18 protein-coding genes are annotated in these 15,366 nt (G+C 57.5%); 11 read left to right on the forward strand and 7 right to left on the reverse strand.

Annotated elements, in window-relative coordinates; genetic code table 11:
- Nucleotides 1-21: 21 nt before the first annotated feature.
- From hisC to Y5S_RS07115, 6 genes are all read right to left on the reverse strand, one after another.
- Nucleotides 22-1,080: a histidinol-phosphate transaminase gene (gene hisC, locus Y5S_RS07090; protein ID WP_035231646.1), complete on the reverse strand. Its 1,059-nt coding sequence runs from the start codon at nt 1,078-1,080 to the stop codon at nt 22-24.
- A gap of 149 nt (nt 1,081-1,229) precedes the next feature.
- The gene (gene hisD / locus Y5S_RS07095; RefSeq protein ID WP_035231648.1) at nt 1,230-2,528 is read right to left on the reverse strand and encodes a histidinol dehydrogenase; all 1,299 of its coding nucleotides are present in this window, start codon (nt 2,526-2,528) and stop codon (nt 1,230-1,232) included.
- A gap of 190 nt (nt 2,529-2,718) precedes the next feature.
- Nucleotides 2,719-3,363, reverse strand: coding sequence for an ATP phosphoribosyltransferase (gene hisG / locus Y5S_RS07100; protein ID WP_035231650.1), 645 nt, complete (start codon nt 3,361-3,363; stop codon nt 2,719-2,721).
- A 15-nt stretch (nt 3,364-3,378) separates the two neighbouring features.
- Complete coding sequence (gene murA, locus Y5S_RS07105) at nt 3,379-4,641, reverse strand: UDP-N-acetylglucosamine 1-carboxyvinyltransferase (protein WP_035231652.1); 1,263 nt, start codon at nt 4,639-4,641, stop codon at nt 3,379-3,381.
- Between the two features lie 41 nt (nt 4,642-4,682).
- Nucleotides 4,683-4,937: a BolA family protein gene (locus Y5S_RS07110; protein ID WP_035231655.1), complete on the reverse strand. Its 255-nt coding sequence runs from the start codon at nt 4,935-4,937 to the stop codon at nt 4,683-4,685.
- 155 nt (nt 4,938-5,092) lie between these two features.
- A complete protein-coding gene (locus Y5S_RS07115; RefSeq protein WP_035231657.1) occupies nt 5,093-5,746 on the reverse strand; it encodes an MlaC/ttg2D family ABC transporter substrate-binding protein in 654 nt (217 codons plus the stop codon).
- Nucleotides 5,747-5,975: 229 nt separating this feature from the next.
- Here Y5S_RS07115 and Y5S_RS07120 point away from each other — a divergent pair, with 229 nt between their 5' ends.
- From Y5S_RS07120 to mgtE, 11 genes are all read left to right on the forward strand, one after another.
- Nucleotides 5,976-6,944 carry a KpsF/GutQ family sugar-phosphate isomerase gene (locus Y5S_RS07120; protein ID WP_035231659.1) on the forward strand — a complete coding sequence of 323 codons (969 nt, stop codon included), beginning with the start codon at nt 5,976-5,978 and terminating at the stop codon, nt 6,942-6,944.
- Nucleotides 6,944-7,441, forward strand: coding sequence for a KdsC family phosphatase (locus tag Y5S_RS07125; protein WP_035231662.1), 498 nt, complete (start codon nt 6,944-6,946; stop codon nt 7,439-7,441). The genes Y5S_RS07120 and Y5S_RS07125 overlap by 1 nt, the downstream gene beginning before the upstream one ends.
- Nucleotides 7,438-7,995: an LPS export ABC transporter periplasmic protein LptC gene (lptC, locus tag Y5S_RS07130; protein WP_035231664.1), complete on the forward strand. Its 558-nt coding sequence runs from the start codon at nt 7,438-7,440 to the stop codon at nt 7,993-7,995. The genes Y5S_RS07125 and lptC overlap by 4 nt, the downstream gene beginning before the upstream one ends.
- Nucleotides 7,979-8,497 carry a lipopolysaccharide transport periplasmic protein LptA gene (gene lptA, locus Y5S_RS07135; RefSeq protein WP_052041452.1) on the forward strand — a complete coding sequence of 173 codons (519 nt, stop codon included), beginning with the start codon at nt 7,979-7,981 and terminating at the stop codon, nt 8,495-8,497. The genes lptC and lptA overlap by 17 nt, the downstream gene beginning before the upstream one ends.
- The gene (gene lptB, locus Y5S_RS07140) at nt 8,494-9,219 is read left to right on the forward strand and encodes an LPS export ABC transporter ATP-binding protein (protein WP_035231667.1); all 726 of its coding nucleotides are present in this window, start codon (nt 8,494-8,496) and stop codon (nt 9,217-9,219) included. Before lptA ends, lptB begins: the two co-directional genes overlap by 4 nt.
- A gap of 254 nt (nt 9,220-9,473) precedes the next feature.
- Nucleotides 9,474-10,934, forward strand: a complete 1,461-nt coding sequence (locus Y5S_RS07145) for an RNA polymerase factor sigma-54 (protein WP_035231669.1) — start codon at nt 9,474-9,476, stop codon at nt 10,932-10,934.
- A 41-nt stretch (nt 10,935-10,975) separates the two neighbouring features.
- Nucleotides 10,976-11,275, forward strand: a complete 300-nt coding sequence (gene hpf, locus Y5S_RS07150) for a ribosome hibernation-promoting factor, HPF/YfiA family (protein WP_035231672.1) — start codon at nt 10,976-10,978, stop codon at nt 11,273-11,275.
- Between the two features lie 14 nt (nt 11,276-11,289).
- Entirely contained in the window at nt 11,290-11,763 is a 474-nt protein-coding gene (gene ptsN, locus Y5S_RS07155; protein ID WP_035231673.1) for a PTS IIA-like nitrogen regulatory protein PtsN, read from the forward strand.
- A gap of 79 nt (nt 11,764-11,842) precedes the next feature.
- Nucleotides 11,843-12,694 carry an RNase adapter RapZ gene (gene rapZ / locus Y5S_RS07160; RefSeq protein WP_035231677.1) on the forward strand — a complete coding sequence of 284 codons (852 nt, stop codon included), beginning with the start codon at nt 11,843-11,845 and terminating at the stop codon, nt 12,692-12,694.
- 28 nt (nt 12,695-12,722) lie between these two features.
- Nucleotides 12,723-12,992: an HPr family phosphocarrier protein gene (locus Y5S_RS07165; protein ID WP_035231678.1), complete on the forward strand. Its 270-nt coding sequence runs from the start codon at nt 12,723-12,725 to the stop codon at nt 12,990-12,992.
- Nucleotides 12,993-13,148: 156 nt separating this feature from the next.
- Nucleotides 13,149-14,513 (forward strand): magnesium transporter, encoded by a 1,365-nt coding sequence (mgtE, locus tag Y5S_RS07170; protein WP_035231680.1) that lies wholly within the window; start codon nt 13,149-13,151, stop codon nt 14,511-14,513.
- Nucleotides 14,514-14,520: 7 nt separating this feature from the next.
- On the opposite strand, the gene Y5S_RS07175 is transcribed toward mgtE, so the two are convergent.
- Nucleotides 14,521-15,294: a DUF2189 domain-containing protein gene (locus Y5S_RS07175; protein WP_035231681.1), complete on the reverse strand. Its 774-nt coding sequence runs from the start codon at nt 15,292-15,294 to the stop codon at nt 14,521-14,523.
- Nucleotides 15,295-15,366 lie beyond the last annotated feature (72 nt).

Below are 15,366 nucleotides of genomic sequence, written 5' to 3' on the forward strand. Positions count from 1 at the left end.
GGATCGCGTGCAGGCAAGCTCTTACAGCAACGTATCCAGCGCCTCGATCAATGCCTGGTTCTGCTCCGGGGTGCCCACCGTGATGCGCAGGTAATCGGCGATGCGCTCGGGCTTGCCGAAGTGACGGACGATGACACCTTGCTCTCGCAAGCCTTTCGCCAGACTTTCACCGCTGTGTTGCGGATGCCGGGTAAAAATAAAGTTGGCTGCCGAAGGCAGGTTTGCAAAACCTCGTTGAGCCAGTGCTTTGTTCAGCAACTCGCGCTGGCTGATGACCAACCCACAGCCTTTCTCAAACCATTCCTGGTCTTCAAACGCAGCAGCCCCTGCAGCAATCGCCAGCCGATCCAGCGGGTAGGAGTTGAAGCTGTCCTTGATGCGATTGAGGCCATCAATCAATGCCGCATCCCCAACAGCCAGACCGATGCGCAACCCCGCCAGGGAGCGAGATTTGGACAAGGTCTGGGTAACCAGCAAATTCGGGTACTGGTTGATCAGGCTGATCGCGCTTTCACCACCGAAATCAATGTAGGCTTCATCCACCACCACCAGAGACTCTGTGTTGGCTTTCAGCAAACGCTCGATCTCGCTCAGCGGCAGCAGGCGCCCCGTAGGCGCATTGGGATTAGGGAAGATAATGCCGCCATTGGGCTTGAGATAATCATCAACCGCAATGGCCAGATCCTGATCCAGCGCCACCGGTTCATAATCAATCTGGTATAGCCCGCAGTACACCTTGTAGAAGCTGTAGGTAATATCAGGAAACAGCAGCGGCTTGTCTTGCTTGAAGAAGCCCAGAAACAGGTGCGCCAACACTTCATCAGAGCCATTGCCGACAAACACCTGGTCGCGCTGCACACCGTAGTAGGACGCGATGGCGTCCTTGAGCTGGCTGCTGTCAGGATCCGGATACAGGCGCAGGCGCTCATCCGCTTCGCCCCGAATCACGTCCAGCACTTTCGGTGACGGACCCAGTGGATGCTCGTTGGTATTCAGCTTCACCAGCTTGCTCATCTTCGGCTGCTCACCCGGCACATAGGGCTCCAGCTGATGAACAAAATCACTCCAGTATTTGCTCATAACCTTTCAAACCGTAAAAAGCAAAGATGTTGTTTTACCACAGAGTTCACCGAGATCATTGAGCAAAACACCAAGCCCCTGAATCACAGAAGAAGCCAGAGCGAGCGCATGGTTTTATCTCTGTGGCCTCTGTGTTCTCTGTGGTGAAATTATTTCTTGATTCTAAATTCCGCACTGCGCGCATGGGCGGTGAGGCTTTCGCCTCGCGCCAACGGGGATGCGATGGCCGCCAGGCTGCTGGCACCTTCCGGGGAACAGCCAATCAGAGAGCTGCGCTTCTGGAAATCATAGACCCCCAGCGGCGAAGAAAACCGCGCAGTGGCACTGGTGGGCAGCACGTGATTCGGGCCGGCACAGTAATCGCCCAGTGCTTCCGGAGTGTGGCGCCCCAGAAAAATGGCACCGGCATGGCGGATCTTTTTGGCCCACTCTTCGGCGTTATCGATGGACAGCTCCAGATGCTCGGAGGCGATGGTATTGGCGATCTCGATGGCTTCGTCCAGATCCTTTACCTGAATCAGGGCTCCACGGTTTTTCATGGAGGTACGAATGATAGTTTCCCTCTCCAGCGTCTGAACCAGCTTTTCCATGGAATCGGCCACCTGCTTCAGATAGTCCTCTTCCGGGCACACCAGAATCGCCTGAGCTTCTTCATCGTGTTCAGCCTGGGAAAACAGATCCATGGCGATCCAGTCCGGATCGGTCTTGCCGTCACACACCACCAGGATTTCGGAGGGGCCGGCGATCATGTCGATACCCACCTTGCCGAATACCTGGCGCTTGGCTTCCGCCACAAAGATATTGCCGGGGCCAACGATCTTGTCCACCGCAGGCACCGTATCAGTGCCATAGGCCAACGCCGCCACCGCCTGGGCACCCCCTACTGAGATAAAGCGATCCACGCCAGCAATGGCTGCCGCCGCCAGCACCATGTCATTGAGTTCGCCGCCCGGAGCAGGAGACACCATGATGATTTCGGCAACGCCCGCCACCTTGGCAGGCAAGGCATTCATCAACACCGAGCTGGGATAAGCCGCTTTGCCACCGGGCACATAGATGCCAGCACGATCCAGCGGGGTCACCTGCTGACCGAGCAGGGTGCCGTCCGCCTCACGGTAACTCCAGGAGTCCTGTTTCTGTTTTTCGTGGTAGCTGCGCACGCGCTCGGCGGCAGCTTCCAGTGCTTCACGCTGTGAAGCGGGAATACGCGCCAGCGCCGCCTGCAACTGCTCCGGGCCCACCACCAGCTCAGCAGCAGACGCCACCTCACGACGGTCGAATTTGACGGTGTACTCCACCAGCGCCTCGTCACCACGACGGGCCACATCGTGGACAATGCCATGCACCAGCCCGGTCACTTCCGCATCGCGCTCCTCAGACCAGGCGGTCAGCGCGGTGAGCTGCGTATTGAAGTCCGCATCTTGGGAATTGAGCCAGGTGGTTTCCATGCTTGAGTACCGTAAAAGTCAGAATCAAAGTCCAGTTTTACCACAGAGGGCACAGAGTTCACTGAGGGAAAAACCTGATATTTTCTATCGCCGGGATCAGCAGAAACTCTCGCCTCCTCAATGAAGGAAGTTTTTTACTCTGCGCTCTCTGTGATCTCTGTGGTGAAAAACGCTTTTGCTCTTTTCTGGACTACTCTTTACGCGACGCGACGGCCTCGCCCAGCTTGTCCAGGATGGCCTGGATATCCGCGTGACGGGTTTTCATGCTGGCGCGATTGACGATCACACGAGTGGAGATATGGGCGATCAGCTCGGTGGGCTCCAGACCGTTGGCGCGCAGAGTGTTACCGGTATCGACGATATCCACGATGCGGTCCGCCAGCCCTACCAGCGGTGCCAGCTCCATGGCACCGTACAGTTTGATCACTTCCGCCTGCTTGCCCTGTTCAGCAAAGTAAGCCTTGGCCACGTTAACGAACTTGGTGGCCACACGCAGGCGCCCCCCCACTTCCGGGGCATTATTCACTGCCGCCACCATCAGCTTGCAGCGGGCAATATTCAGATCCAGCGGCTCAAACACACCATCTGCGCCGTGCTCCATCAGCACATCCTTGCCTGCCACACCAATATCGGCCGCACCGTGTTGCACATAAGGCGGCACATCAGTGGCACGGATAATGATGATCTTCACGTCATCACGGGTGGTGTCGAAGATCAGCTTGCGCGAAGCAGACGGATCTTCCAGCAGTTCAATCCCGGCGGCTTTCAACAGCGGCAGGGTTTCCTTGAGGATACGCCCTTTTGAGAGGGCGATGGTCAACGGTTTCTGAGACATATTCTTCAGCCAGACCTAACGCGGCACGCGGCGAATGACCGCGCCCAGCGATTGCAGTTTCTCTTCGATACATTCGTAGCCACGATCGATGTGGTAGATCCGGTCTACGGTGGTTTCCCCTTCTGCCGCCAACGCCGCGATCACCAGGGATGCGGAAGCTCGCAGGTCGGTGGCCATGACGGGCGCACCAGTGAGTTGCTCCACACCACGGCAGATGGCGGTGTTGCCCTGCACTTCGATATCGGAGCCCATGCGGTTCATTTCCTGCACATGCATAAAGCGGTTTTCAAACACCGTTTCCACAATGGTGCCAGTGCCCTCAGCGATCAGGTTCAGGGCCATGAACTGGGCCTGCATGTCGGTGGGCATGGCCGGGTACGGCGCGGTGCGCAGGGACACGGCTTTCGGCCGGCGGCCTTCCATGTCCAGCTCGATCCAGTCGTCACCGGTGGTGATCTTGGCCCCGGCTTCCTTGAGTTTCTGCAGCACGGCATCCAGGATGCCCGGCACGGTGTCCTTGGTCTTGATGCGACCACCGGTGATGGCAGCGGCAATCAGGTAGGTGCCGGTTTCAATGCGATCGGCAATCACCTGATGGTGACAGCCGCCCAGCTTCTCCACCCCTTCGATGGTGATGGTATCGGTGCCGGCACCACTGATCTTGCCACCCATGGCATTGATGAAGTTGGCCAGATCTACCACTTCCGGTTCGCGGGCGGCGTTCTCCAGGTAGGTGGTACCTTCCGCCAGCGCCGCCGCCATCATCAGGTTCTCGGTACCGGTCACGGTGACGGTATCCATGACAATGCGGGCACCTTGTAAACGCCCCTCTACAGAGGCATGCACATAGCCGTTGGCCACTTCGATCTGGGCGCCCATGGCTTCCAGGCCACTGAGGTGGATATCCACCGGGCGGGAACCAATGGCACAGCCCCCCGGCAGCGACACGGTGGCCTTGCCGAAATGCGCCACCATCGGCCCCAGCACCAGAATAGAGGCGCGCATGGTCTTCACCAGTTCATAGGGCGCCACCAACTCCTTGATGGTGCTGGCATTCACCTCCACGTGCATGCGGTCGTCGATCACCACTTCCACGCCCATGCGGCCCAGTAGCTCGATCAGCGTGGTCACATCCTGAAGATGCGGCAGGTTGCCCACAGTCACCGGCTCACTGGCCAGCAGGGTGGCGGCCAGAATCGGCAGGGCGGCGTTCTTGGCGCCGGAAATGCGGATTTCGCCGTCCAGACGGCGGCCACCGGTGATGATCAATTTATCCATGAACTGTCTCTAGGCTTGTCTTGAGAGGCCCGGCGTGAAACTCAGGCCAGCCCCATATTCTGGGCTTTTTCCCACTCGGCGGGGGTAAAGGTGATGATCTGCACCGCGTGGATGGTATTGCTCTGGATCTGCTCGTTGATGGTGGCATACACCAGCTGCTGCTTTTTCACTGGCATCAGACCCGCGAAGGCCTCTGATACCACGCGAATCTGGAAACGGTCACCGCCACCTTCCACGACCACATCGGCATCGTCGAAGCCGGCTTCCACCAGCGCTTTTACCTCTTCCGGATTCATGTTGGCTCCTTCTAATGGGGCAACCGGGGCATTACAGGAATGTGCGCCCCAAACAGCACAGGAGCGGGCTGGCTTACCAACCCGCTCCATCTCTCAGGGGCGCAATAATACGCGAGCCGTCGCAGCCTTGCCACGGCACCAGCCTCAAGGGGACCTCAAGCGTCGCCAGCCTCGGCCTGCTTGTCCTCGATACCGGCATCAATCTTGGCGTCCGCGCTCCAGTTATCGATTACCTTGTCGATATCACCATACTCCTGCATGCCCTGGGCAAACTGGCTCTTGAAGGTATCCGCCAGGTCCAGTCCATTCACATAGACATTGATGACCTTCCACTGCTCATCACGGGAAAACAGGGTATAGAAAATCGGGATAGTCTTGCCGGTATTGGTCTGCACTTCCATGCGCACGCGAGCATAATCACCACGCAGATCCCCGTCCTGTATGGGCAGGGTGGTGATTTGCTGCCCGTCATACAGCGTAATCCCTGAAGCATAGGTATTGATCAGGCTGTTCTTGAACACATCCAGAAAACGGTATTTCTGCTCCTTGCTGGACGGGCCGAAATAATCCCCCATGACCATACGGGTGATACGCTTGAAATCCACCAGGTCCACCAGCTCTTCGCGCACCATTTCCCGGGCCAATTCCGGGTTTGCCTCAAGCTGCTCTCTCTCAGCATCAATCCGCGAGGTCATGCGCTCCACCGCATCGATTACCACCTGCCGTGGATCTGTCTGTGCTTGAGCCAACGCTGCGAGCGCCATCAGGATCAGCGCCACCGCTGCAGCAAATCGTCGTTGTTGTTGCATCCATTATCTCCCTGTCATCATCGGGCGGTTTTACGGGGTTACTCCGCCGCTGTCCAGAACCAGTCTGAAGTATTGGAGTCACAACAAGGGCGAACAGTTCCAAAAGGCTGCAGACCCAGCCCGCCAATGGCCCTGGAGGTGCATCGAAACAGCCGGGAAGCACAACGCCATTTTGGGGCACCCCCACGCCGTTTGACGTGTATAATCGCCGCAATTACAGGGAGATTGCATGAGTCACAACCATATAAGTGTCGGTCAGCGAGTACTGGATATCGAGGCCCGCGCCGTCAACGCACTGAAAGACAGCCTCGACGATCAGTTTTCCGCCGCCTGCGAACAGATGCTGAAAGCCAAGGGGCGCGTCATCGTTACCGGCATGGGTAAAAGCGGCCATGTGGGCAGCAAGCTGGCAGCCACCCTGGCCAGCACCGGCACCCCTTCTTTCTTTGTGCACCCTGGCGAGGCCTCCCACGGCGATCTGGGCATGATCACCGCTGATGACGTGGTGCTCGCGCTGTCCAACTCAGGGGAGACCGCCGAGGTACTGGCCATCCTGCCGGTGATCAAACGCAAGGGCACCGTCCTGATCGGCATGACCGGCCGTCCCTCCTCTACCCTGGCGCAACTTTCCGACGTTCATCTCACCGTCGCAGTGAGTGAAGAGGCCTGCCCTCACAATCTCGCCCCCACTTCCTCCACTACCGCGGCGCTGGCCATGGGGGATGCGCTGGCGATTGCGCTGCTGGAAGCCCGCGGCTTTACCGCTGAGGACTTTGCCCTCAGTCACCCCGGAGGCAGCCTGGGCCGCCGCCTGCTACTCAAGGTGGATGACATCATGCACGCTGGAGATACCCTGCCCGCGGTATCGACCAACACCAGCTTCAGCGACGCGCTACTGGAAATGACAGCCAAAGGGCTCGGCATGACTGCCGTGATCGCCGATGACGGCACCCTCGCCGGGATCTTCACCGATGGAGACCTGCGTCGCCTGCTGGACCGGGATCTGGATATTCGCAAGGCCAGCATTGCCGACGTGATGGTGACCAACCCCATCACCATCGCCAGCGGCCACTTGGCAGCCGAGGCCCTACAAATCATGGAAAGCCGAACGATTAATGGCCTGGTGGTACTGGATGCCGATCGCAAGCCGATCGGCGCTTTTAACATGCAGGACCTGCTACGAGCCGGGGTGGTGTAATGCAGATTTCATCCATTGATGCCCAAAATCTGCGCCTGATGGCCTTCGATGTGGACGGCGTAATGACCGACGGGCGCATCTATTTCACTGAAAACGGCGAAGCCATCAAGGTGTTCAACACCCTGGATGGCCACGGCCTGAAAAAACTGGCCGCCAGCGGCGTCACCCTTGCCATCATTACTGGCCGCAACACCCCTATGGTGGCCAGGCGCGCCGCCGATCTGGGCATCGAACATGTCATTCAGGGGCGCGAAGACAAAGGTGTGGCACTGGCCGATCTGGCTCAACAGCTAGGTGTGGCCGCCAGCGAAACCGGTTACGCGGGTGACGACGAGCCAGACGTGAGCGCCCTTGAATGGGCGCAGCTGAGCTTTGCTCCAGCCAACGCCCATGACTGCGCCAAGCAGGCGGCAGACCACCACACTCAGCGCCGTGGCGGCGAAGGCGCCGTTCGCGAAATCTGCGATGCCATCCTCATCCAACGAGGTGCGGCATGAAACGTCAGGGGCTGTTAAGCGCCACCGGCATCCTGCTGCTTGGTCTGGTGGTACTGATGACCCTTCACGAGTGGGACAGCAGCCTTCCCGGTGAGGACCAGGCCGTACTCACCGCGCCGGCGATCCTGGCCCATGAGATTAATGCTCGCGCCTACAGCGAAGAAACCGGGGAACTGCAATACCATCTGGTTGCCGACAACCTGGTGCAATACGATCACAATCCGCTGACAGAAATGACGCGCCCGCGACTCTTGATGTCCAATGAGCAAGGCCAGTGGACCATCACCAGCGAGAACGGCACAGTGCAGCAGAATGGCAAGCTGATTGTCTTCACCGGGCAGGTCGAGACGCGCAACCCCCAGCAAAAAGTCGAACTGGATACCGACGAGCTGCGCTTTGACAGTGACACCAACATCGCCACCAGCCCTGGAGATGCCATCCTCCGGTTTGAAAGTGGCGAGACCCGTGCCGGCTCACTGGAGGCGGATCTCGACAAGGGGGTATTATCCCTCGACCAAGGAGTAGAGAGTGAATTCAATGCCCCGGCATCGTAGCGCACTGGGCGCCTGCCTGACCTTGCTTGCCAGCCTTGCCTGCGCCGCACCGGTAGAAGGCCCGATTTCCGTGTCTGCCGACCACGGCCGCTTTGAACAGGCTGCCGGGACCGGTGTTTACAGCGGCAACGTAGAGCTGCTTCAGGGCAACCGCACCATGCAGGCAGAAAAGATGTCCCTGTTTACCAAAAATGGCGAACTGGTCCGCGTGGAAGCCGCAGGCACCCCGGTAAAACTCTCCGAAGGTGAAGACCTGGAAGCCCACGCAAGCAATCTGGTGTATGACATCAAGGCCCGCACCCTGGTACTGACCGGCGATGCGTTTATCCGCCACAAGGGCAACACCTTCGAAGGAGCCAAGGTGGAATACAGCCTGGATTCCAAACGCGTGGATGCCAGCAGTGAAGGCGATCAGCGGGTTCGCCTGGTGATTCCGGCAGAAAACCAGATCCCCGGCAACGACCAGCAAGACAATACAGATTCGGAGCCCACTCCCCCATGACGCATCTCCGCGCCCATCATCTGGCAAAAAGCTATAAAGGCCGCCGGGTGATCGAAGACGTTTCCCTGGATGTCGACTCCGGGCAAATTGTCGGACTGCTTGGCCCTAATGGGGCCGGCAAGACCACCTGCTTCTACATGATTGTTGGCCTGGTGGAGGCGGATGCCGGTCGTATCGAGATCAACGAGACCGACATCACCCATCTGCCCATGCATGGCCGCGCCAAGCAGGGCATCGGTTACCTGCCCCAGGAAGCCAGCATCTTCCGCCGCCTCACTGTGGAAGAAAACATTATGGCCATCCTGGAAACCCGCAAGGAACTGAGTAAACAGGAACGCCACGAGCGCATGGAAAACCTGCTCAAGGAATTCCATATCACCCATATTCGCGACTCCCTGGGCATGAGCCTGTCAGGGGGCGAACGTCGCCGCGCCGAAATTGCCCGCGGGCTGGCCACCGACCCGGATTTCATCCTGCTGGATGAGCCTTTCGCCGGGGTTGATCCGATTTCCGTGAATGACATCAAAGGCATCATTCGCCATTTGAAAGAGCGCGGCATCGGCGTACTAATCACTGACCACAACGTGCGCGAGACCCTGGATATCTGCGACACAGCGTACATCGTCAGCGCCGGACACATCATCGCCTCAGGCGACGCAGACACCATTCTCTCCAATCAGCAGGTGCGGGATGTTTACCTGGGTGCAGATTTCAGGCTGTGAGTTAGTGAACAGCTAACAGTGAATAGTGAACAGCGGCGCGCGTCCAGCGTGAGGGTTTTCAAACACCCGAAGCCGCGCCAGGGCCATGGCGCGGGCAGCAAAGCCCCCAAAACCCACCCGCGCCACGCCGCGCACTGTTAACTATTCACTGTTAACTGCCTCTACCACACCTTTTCCGCTGGCACAATTATTGCTAGAAAGAGTTTGAAGCTGTTATTCTCGGGTTTTTGGGGATCTCACCAAACCTGAGCAGTATGAAGCCCACACTACAACTACAAATCGGCCAGCAGCTGACCATGACACCGCAGCTGCAGCAGGCCATCCGCCTCCTCCAGCTGTCCACCCTGGATCTTCGTCAGGAGATTCAACAAGCCGTGGAGAGCAACCCTCTGCTGGAAATGGCCGATGATTTTGGTGACGACTCCCTGCCAGACAGTGACGAAGATCGTCATGATGACGAGCTGAACACTGAGCGCGATGACGCTCTGGAAGAATTTGTCGACGGTGATCCTGGCATTGAAACAGAGTGGGATGACGTTTACTCCGGGCAAAGCAGCAGCACCGCCGCTCTCCCTGACGATGCAGATGAGTGGCAGCAACGCCACGCCGTTTCCGGCAACCTTCAGGATCACCTGCTCTGGCAACTTAATCTGACCCCCATGAGCGACGTGGATCGCATTATTGCCATGGCGATCATCGAATCCCTTGATGATCGCGGCTACATGACAGCCTCCATCGACGACATTGTCGAGATGATCAACCGCCAGGACGACCTGCTCACTGAAGGCGACGTGCTGGAAGCGGATGAGGTGCTGGCTGTACAACATCGCCTTCAGCAGTTTGATCCCCTCGGCGTCGCCAGCCTCAATCTGGCGGACTGTCTCGGGGTCCAGCTGCGCCAGCTACCCGCTGATACCCCTTTCCGCACCCTGGCACTGGCACTACTGGAGCATCTTGAGCTACTCGAAAAGCACGACTACGTAGCCCTGCGCCGGGTATTGCAAACCAGTGAGCAGGAATTACTGGATGCCTTGTCGCTGATACGCACCCTGGATCCCGCTCCCGGTGAACAGATCGGCGACAGCCAGGTGGACTATGCCGTACCGGACGTGATCGTCCGCCAGCACAACGGGCGCTGGCAGGTCAGCCTGAATGACGACATCCTGCCCAAGGTCAACCTGCAACAGCAATACGCTAGCCTGGCCAAACAGACCTCCGGCGAAGATGGTCAGTACCTGAAAAACTGCGTTCAGGAAGCCAAATGGTTCATCAAGAGCCTGCAAAGCCGGCATGACACCCTGCTCAAGGTGGCCACCCGCATCGTGGAAGTGCAGCAAGACTTTTTCGATTATGGCGAGGAAGCCATGAAGCCGCTGGTTTTGGCCGACATTGCCGAAGCCGTCGAGATGCATGAATCGACCATCAGTCGGGTGACAAACCAGAAGTACATGATGACACCCCGCGGCGTCTTTGAGCTGAAATATTTCTTTTCCAGTCACGTGGGAACGGACGGCGGTGGCGAGTGTTCCTCCACCGCTATTCGTGCCATTATTAAGAAGCTGGTCGCTGCCGAGAATCCCCGCAAGCCGCTCAGTGACAACAAACTGGCCAGCTTGCTCAACGAGCAGGGAATCAACGTAGCGCGCCGGACCGTTGCCAAGTATCGTGAGGCAATGAGAATACCGTCATCCAGTGCTCGCAAGCGTTTGGTGTAGGGCACGAGTGACGGCCCAACAAGCAGGTAAAGGAGCCAGCCATGCAAATTAATATCAGCGGTCATCACCTGGAAGTTACCGACGCTCTGCGCACCTATGTGGGCGACAAGTTCTCCCGTCTGGAACGTCACTTCGACCAGATCACCAGCATCCAGGTAATTCTTTCTCCGGAACCGAAGACGCACAAGGCAGAATCCACCATCCATATTTCCGGGGCAGACCTGTTCGCCACCGCTGAGGCCGACGACATGTACGCGGCCATCGACAAACTCACCGACAAGCTTGATCGTCAAATCCTCAAACACAAGGAAAAGGCCGTCAGCCACAAGCACGGCCACTAAGCTGAAGCATAATTATGCGAGTTCGCGAAATACTCACCGAAGCACGTACCCATAGCGGCGTGCAGGCCAGCAGCAAGAAACAGCTGCTGGATCAGGTAGCACAGCTGGCTGCGGCCAGCTGTGAAGCCCTTAATGAGCAGGAGGTATTCGATGCGCTGGTAGCCCGGGAAAAACTGGGCTCCACCGGCATCGGTGAAGGCATTGCCATCCCTCACTGCCGGCTGGGTCATTGCCAGCAACCGGTGGGACTACTGCTCAAACTGGACACCCCGATTGATTTTGATGCCGTTGACGGCAGACCAGTGGATCTGGTCTTTGTCTTGCTGGTACCCCAGGAAAACCCGGAACAGCACCTCAAGACGCTCAGCCATCTGGCCAGCTTGTTCAACGATGACGACTATCGCAACGATCTGCGGCACAGTCAGGACACCCACAAGCTTTTTCAAACCGCAGTAGAATCAGAGGCAGAACTCAGACTGGCATCATGAAGCCACGCCCTTCAACCCCCCGATGTTTTAGCTTGTGCCTTACGCCATCACGCGAGGCCAGAAGCAGGGTAATGTCATAATGAAACTGACCATCATCAGCGGCCGCTCCGGCTCCGGCAAGACCACCGCATTGCAAGCCATGGAAGATCAGGGCTACTACTGCGTGGACAACATGCCCGTGGGCATGCTGCCCACCCTGGCCAGTCAGCTGAACGATGGTGAAGCCCCCATCGAGCGGGTTGCCGTTGGCATTGATGCCCGCAACGTGCCGGCACAATTACAGGCCTTTGACAGTATCCTCGATGCGCTGCACCAACAGGAAATCGATACCGAAATCGTTTACCTGGACGCCGACGACAACACCCTGCTCAAACGTTTCAGCGCCACCCGCAGACGCCACCCCCTGGGCACCGGCGATCGCACGCTGGAAGATGCCATCCAGCATGAACGCGAATTGCTGGCCAACATCCGTCAGCGCGCGGATCTGGTGATCGACAGCAGCAACTATGAAGTTCACAGCCTGCGTAACCAGATCCGTGAACGGGTTGCCCGGCGACAGAGCAACCTGTCACTGCAGCTGGAATCCTTTGGCTTCAAGAACGGGCTGCCCAATGATGCGGACCTGGTCTTTGATGTACGCGTGTTGCCGAATCCTCACTGGGATCCTGTACTGCGCCCCCTAACCGGGATGGATCAGCCAATCATTGATTTTTTGCAACAGCACCAAGCCAGCCACGACATGCTTGATGACATCAGCAGTTTCGTACAACGCTGGCTACCTGCCTTCGCCCACAGTGACCGCAGCTACGTAACGGTTGCTATCGGCTGCACCGGCGGCCGACATCGCTCTGTATTCATGGTAGAACAGCTGGCCAAACGTCTGCGCGAACAGGGCATTCCCCTGCAAGTTCGCCACCGCGAAAAACACTGACCCGCCCCCTGTCAGGAACACCCACCAAATGATTGAAAAGCAACTCGATGTAATCAACAAGCTTGGCCTTCACGCACGCGCTGCCGCCAAGGTTGTCAGCGTGGCCTCGCGCTACGATAGCCGCATCCTCGTGATTCACAACGGCAATCCCATCGATGCCAAAAGCATCATGGGCCTGCTCATGCTTGGCGCCGCCAAAGGCAGCAAGGTTACCTTTCAGGTAGAAGGCCCGGACGAGGCGGATGCCATGGCAGAGCTGGAAGATTTATTTGCGCGTATGTTCGACGAGGGAGAGTGAAAGACAGTTAAGAGTTAACAGTGAATAGTGAACAGTTGAAAAATCAAGTACCACATATACGGAAGGGCTGTTACTGTGTGGTTTTCTCAGCCCAAGCAGCAGCACGCATTGTTTTCGCTGTTAACTATTCACTGTTAACTGTTAACTGATTTCTTCATGCCCGCCGACAGCAGCCGCAGCCAACAACATCTAAAAGCGATCAATCGCGCGCTTGCCAGTGGCACCTATTCCCAGGTTCGCCAGCTGATCAACAACCTGCCCGGCGCGGAAGTCGCTCACTTGCTGGAATCCTCCCCTCCGCGGGAGCGGGAAATTCTCTGGCAATTGCTCAACAAGGAACAGGAAACCGAAGTTCTTCAATATCTGGGCGAAGAAGTCCGGGTAGAACTGCTGCGTAACCTGAGCACCGACGAGCTGGTCTCGCTGGTGGAAGAACTGGACACTGATGACCTGGCGGATTTGCTGCAGGAGCTGCCAGATCACGTCACCAGCCAGGTGATGGCCAGCCTGGACGAGCAGAATCGCGAGCGATTGGAACATGTCATGAGCTATCCGGTGGATACCGCCGGCGGCATCATGAATACCGATGTGATCACGGTACGCCCGGAGATCACCTTTGAGGTGGTACAGCGCTACCTGCGACTGCGTGGCGAGATTCCCCGCACCACCGATAACCTGGCAGTGGTCAACCGGAAGAATCAGTTCATCGGCCTGCTGCCTCTCACCAAGGTGCTGATCAGTGACCCCGGCACCACCGTCCGGGAAGCCATGATCACCGATATCCAGTCTATCCCGGCCACCATGCCTGATTCCGAAGTGGCCAAGATCTTTGAGCGACACGACCTGGTAACCGCTCCGGTGATCGATGAGGATGGCATGCTGGTAGGCCGTATCACCATTGATGACGTGGTAGACGTCATCATGGAAGAGGCCGACCACTCATTGATGAGCATGGCCGGTCTGGATGATGACGAAGACACCTTTGGCTCCGTCTGGCAGACAGCCCGACGCCGCGCCCTGTGGCTGGGCATCAACCTGCTTACCGCTCTGGCTGCATCTGCCGTGATTGGCCTGTTCGAAGCCACCTTGGAAAAGGTAGTCGCCTTAGCCATCCTCATGCCCATTGTGGCCAGTATGGGAGGGATCGCCGGCAGCCAGACCCTGACGCTGGTGATTCGCGCCATGGCATTGGGTCAGATCCAGTCCAACAACACCCGCTACCTGTTGTTCAAGGAGCTCTCGGTAGGTGCCATCAATGGCCTGCTGTGGGCCACCGTGATCGGCATCACCGCCGGACTCTGGTTCAAGGATCCAAGCATTGGACTGGTGATTGGCGTGGCCATGGTCATCAACCTGATCATGGCCGCCTGTGCCGGTGCCTTGCTACCCATGATCATGAAGAAAATGGGTATCGACCCGGCCTTGGCCGGGTCCGTAGTGCTCACCACCATCACCGACATTGTCGGCTTTATGGCTTTCCTGGGGCTGGCTACGGTGCTCTACGCGAATCTACTCACTTGACCGCAGGTCAACCACGGTCCGCCATACACACCTGTCTGAAGCCAAAATAGTTAGAAGCGATAATCAAGGGAACAGCGTAAAGCAAGCCAACGCCAGCGAAAACGACCCCCAGTGCAAGCAAAACCGCTACCATCAGCTGGTAACAGATCAAAGGAAGCAAATTGGCTCGGCACGCCTTCCAGCTTGTAACGACTGCTTCTCTCAACGAAAGATCTCCCAGAAACACCAATGGCACATAGAAGAAGAACGCCAGATTCGCCACCACAAGAGACAGCAGCAAAAAAGCCATCATCACATACTCGGCGATTCCCACACTGCGCGTTCGGAATGCTTCAATGGTATCCACGCCAAGCAGGTAATCCAGAATGATGACCGTCGCAAAACACAGGAAGAACGCGAGACATTGCATCACAGGCAAAGCAGCCAATGCCATGAAGCGATGATTGATACCATCCAGCGCACGCCACCATGGCGCCCTCTTGCCATGACGCTTGGAGAAGTGCAGCACACTTACCAAACCAGCATAGAACACCGGTGTCATAAGCAGCGTCAAGATTCCGCCGGCCAAGGGAAAAAATCCCGTCACCAAATTCAACAACAGCATCACCAGCAAAGCGCTTATCAGCAGCCACCAGTTCCCCCTCATGAGACCGGCACCACCATCAAACCACCCTAGCGCCTCACTGATCGTCACACGACGAGGAGAAGCGAGCATCGCTTCAGCCCAAAGCGGGCCAACCTGAAAGCCACCCAATTCTTCGGAAGATTGCTGCAATGACATTGGCTACCACCTCACAGAACAAAAAGGGACTGCAGCCTAAACGCCTTATATCTGAGAAGAGACCGGCAAAAG

Origin of the sequence: Alcanivorax nanhaiticus, assembly GCF_000756665.1 — a bacterium.
Taxonomy (GTDB): domain Bacteria; phylum Pseudomonadota; class Gammaproteobacteria; order Pseudomonadales; family Alcanivoracaceae; genus Alcanivorax; species Alcanivorax nanhaiticus.

Excerpts from the sequence above, each read along its gene's own strand:
- rapZ (WP_035231677.1), top strand. The coding sequence starts at position 11,843 with ATGAAACTGACCATCATCAGCGGCCGCTCCGGCTCCGGCAAGACCACC.
- murA (WP_035231652.1), bottom strand. The coding sequence starts at position 4,641 with ATGGATAAATTGATCATCACCGGTGGCCGCCGTCTGGACGGCGAAATC.
- hisC (WP_035231646.1), bottom strand. The coding sequence starts at position 1,080 with ATGAGCAAATACTGGAGTGATTTTGTTCATCAGCTGGAGCCCTATGTG.
- Y5S_RS07165 (WP_035231678.1), top strand. The coding sequence starts at position 12,723 with ATGATTGAAAAGCAACTCGATGTAATCAACAAGCTTGGCCTTCACGCA.
- Y5S_RS07115 (WP_035231657.1), bottom strand. The coding sequence starts at position 5,746 with ATGCAACAACAACGACGATTTGCTGCAGCGGTGGCGCTGATCCTGATG.
- Y5S_RS07125 (WP_035231662.1), top strand. The coding sequence starts at position 6,944 with ATGCAGATTTCATCCATTGATGCCCAAAATCTGCGCCTGATGGCCTTC.
- hisG (WP_035231650.1), bottom strand. The coding sequence starts at position 3,363 with ATGTCTCAGAAACCGTTGACCATCGCCCTCTCAAAAGGGCGTATCCTC.
- ptsN (WP_035231673.1), top strand. The coding sequence starts at position 11,290 with ATGCGAGTTCGCGAAATACTCACCGAAGCACGTACCCATAGCGGCGTG.
- lptA (WP_052041452.1), top strand. The coding sequence starts at position 7,979 with ATGCCCCGGCATCGTAGCGCACTGGGCGCCTGCCTGACCTTGCTTGCC.
- lptC (WP_035231664.1), top strand. The coding sequence starts at position 7,438 with ATGAAACGTCAGGGGCTGTTAAGCGCCACCGGCATCCTGCTGCTTGGT.
- Y5S_RS07145 (WP_035231669.1), top strand. The coding sequence starts at position 9,474 with ATGAAGCCCACACTACAACTACAAATCGGCCAGCAGCTGACCATGACA.
- Y5S_RS07175 (WP_035231681.1), bottom strand. The coding sequence starts at position 15,294 with ATGTCATTGCAGCAATCTTCCGAAGAATTGGGTGGCTTTCAGGTTGGC.
- mgtE (WP_035231680.1), top strand. The coding sequence starts at position 13,149 with ATGCCCGCCGACAGCAGCCGCAGCCAACAACATCTAAAAGCGATCAAT.
- Y5S_RS07120 (WP_035231659.1), top strand. The coding sequence starts at position 5,976 with ATGAGTCACAACCATATAAGTGTCGGTCAGCGAGTACTGGATATCGAG.
- lptB (WP_035231667.1), top strand. The coding sequence starts at position 8,494 with ATGACGCATCTCCGCGCCCATCATCTGGCAAAAAGCTATAAAGGCCGC.
- Y5S_RS07110 (WP_035231655.1), bottom strand. The coding sequence starts at position 4,937 with ATGAATCCGGAAGAGGTAAAAGCGCTGGTGGAAGCCGGCTTCGACGAT.
- hpf (WP_035231672.1), top strand. The coding sequence starts at position 10,976 with ATGCAAATTAATATCAGCGGTCATCACCTGGAAGTTACCGACGCTCTG.
- hisD (WP_035231648.1), bottom strand. The coding sequence starts at position 2,528 with ATGGAAACCACCTGGCTCAATTCCCAAGATGCGGACTTCAATACGCAG.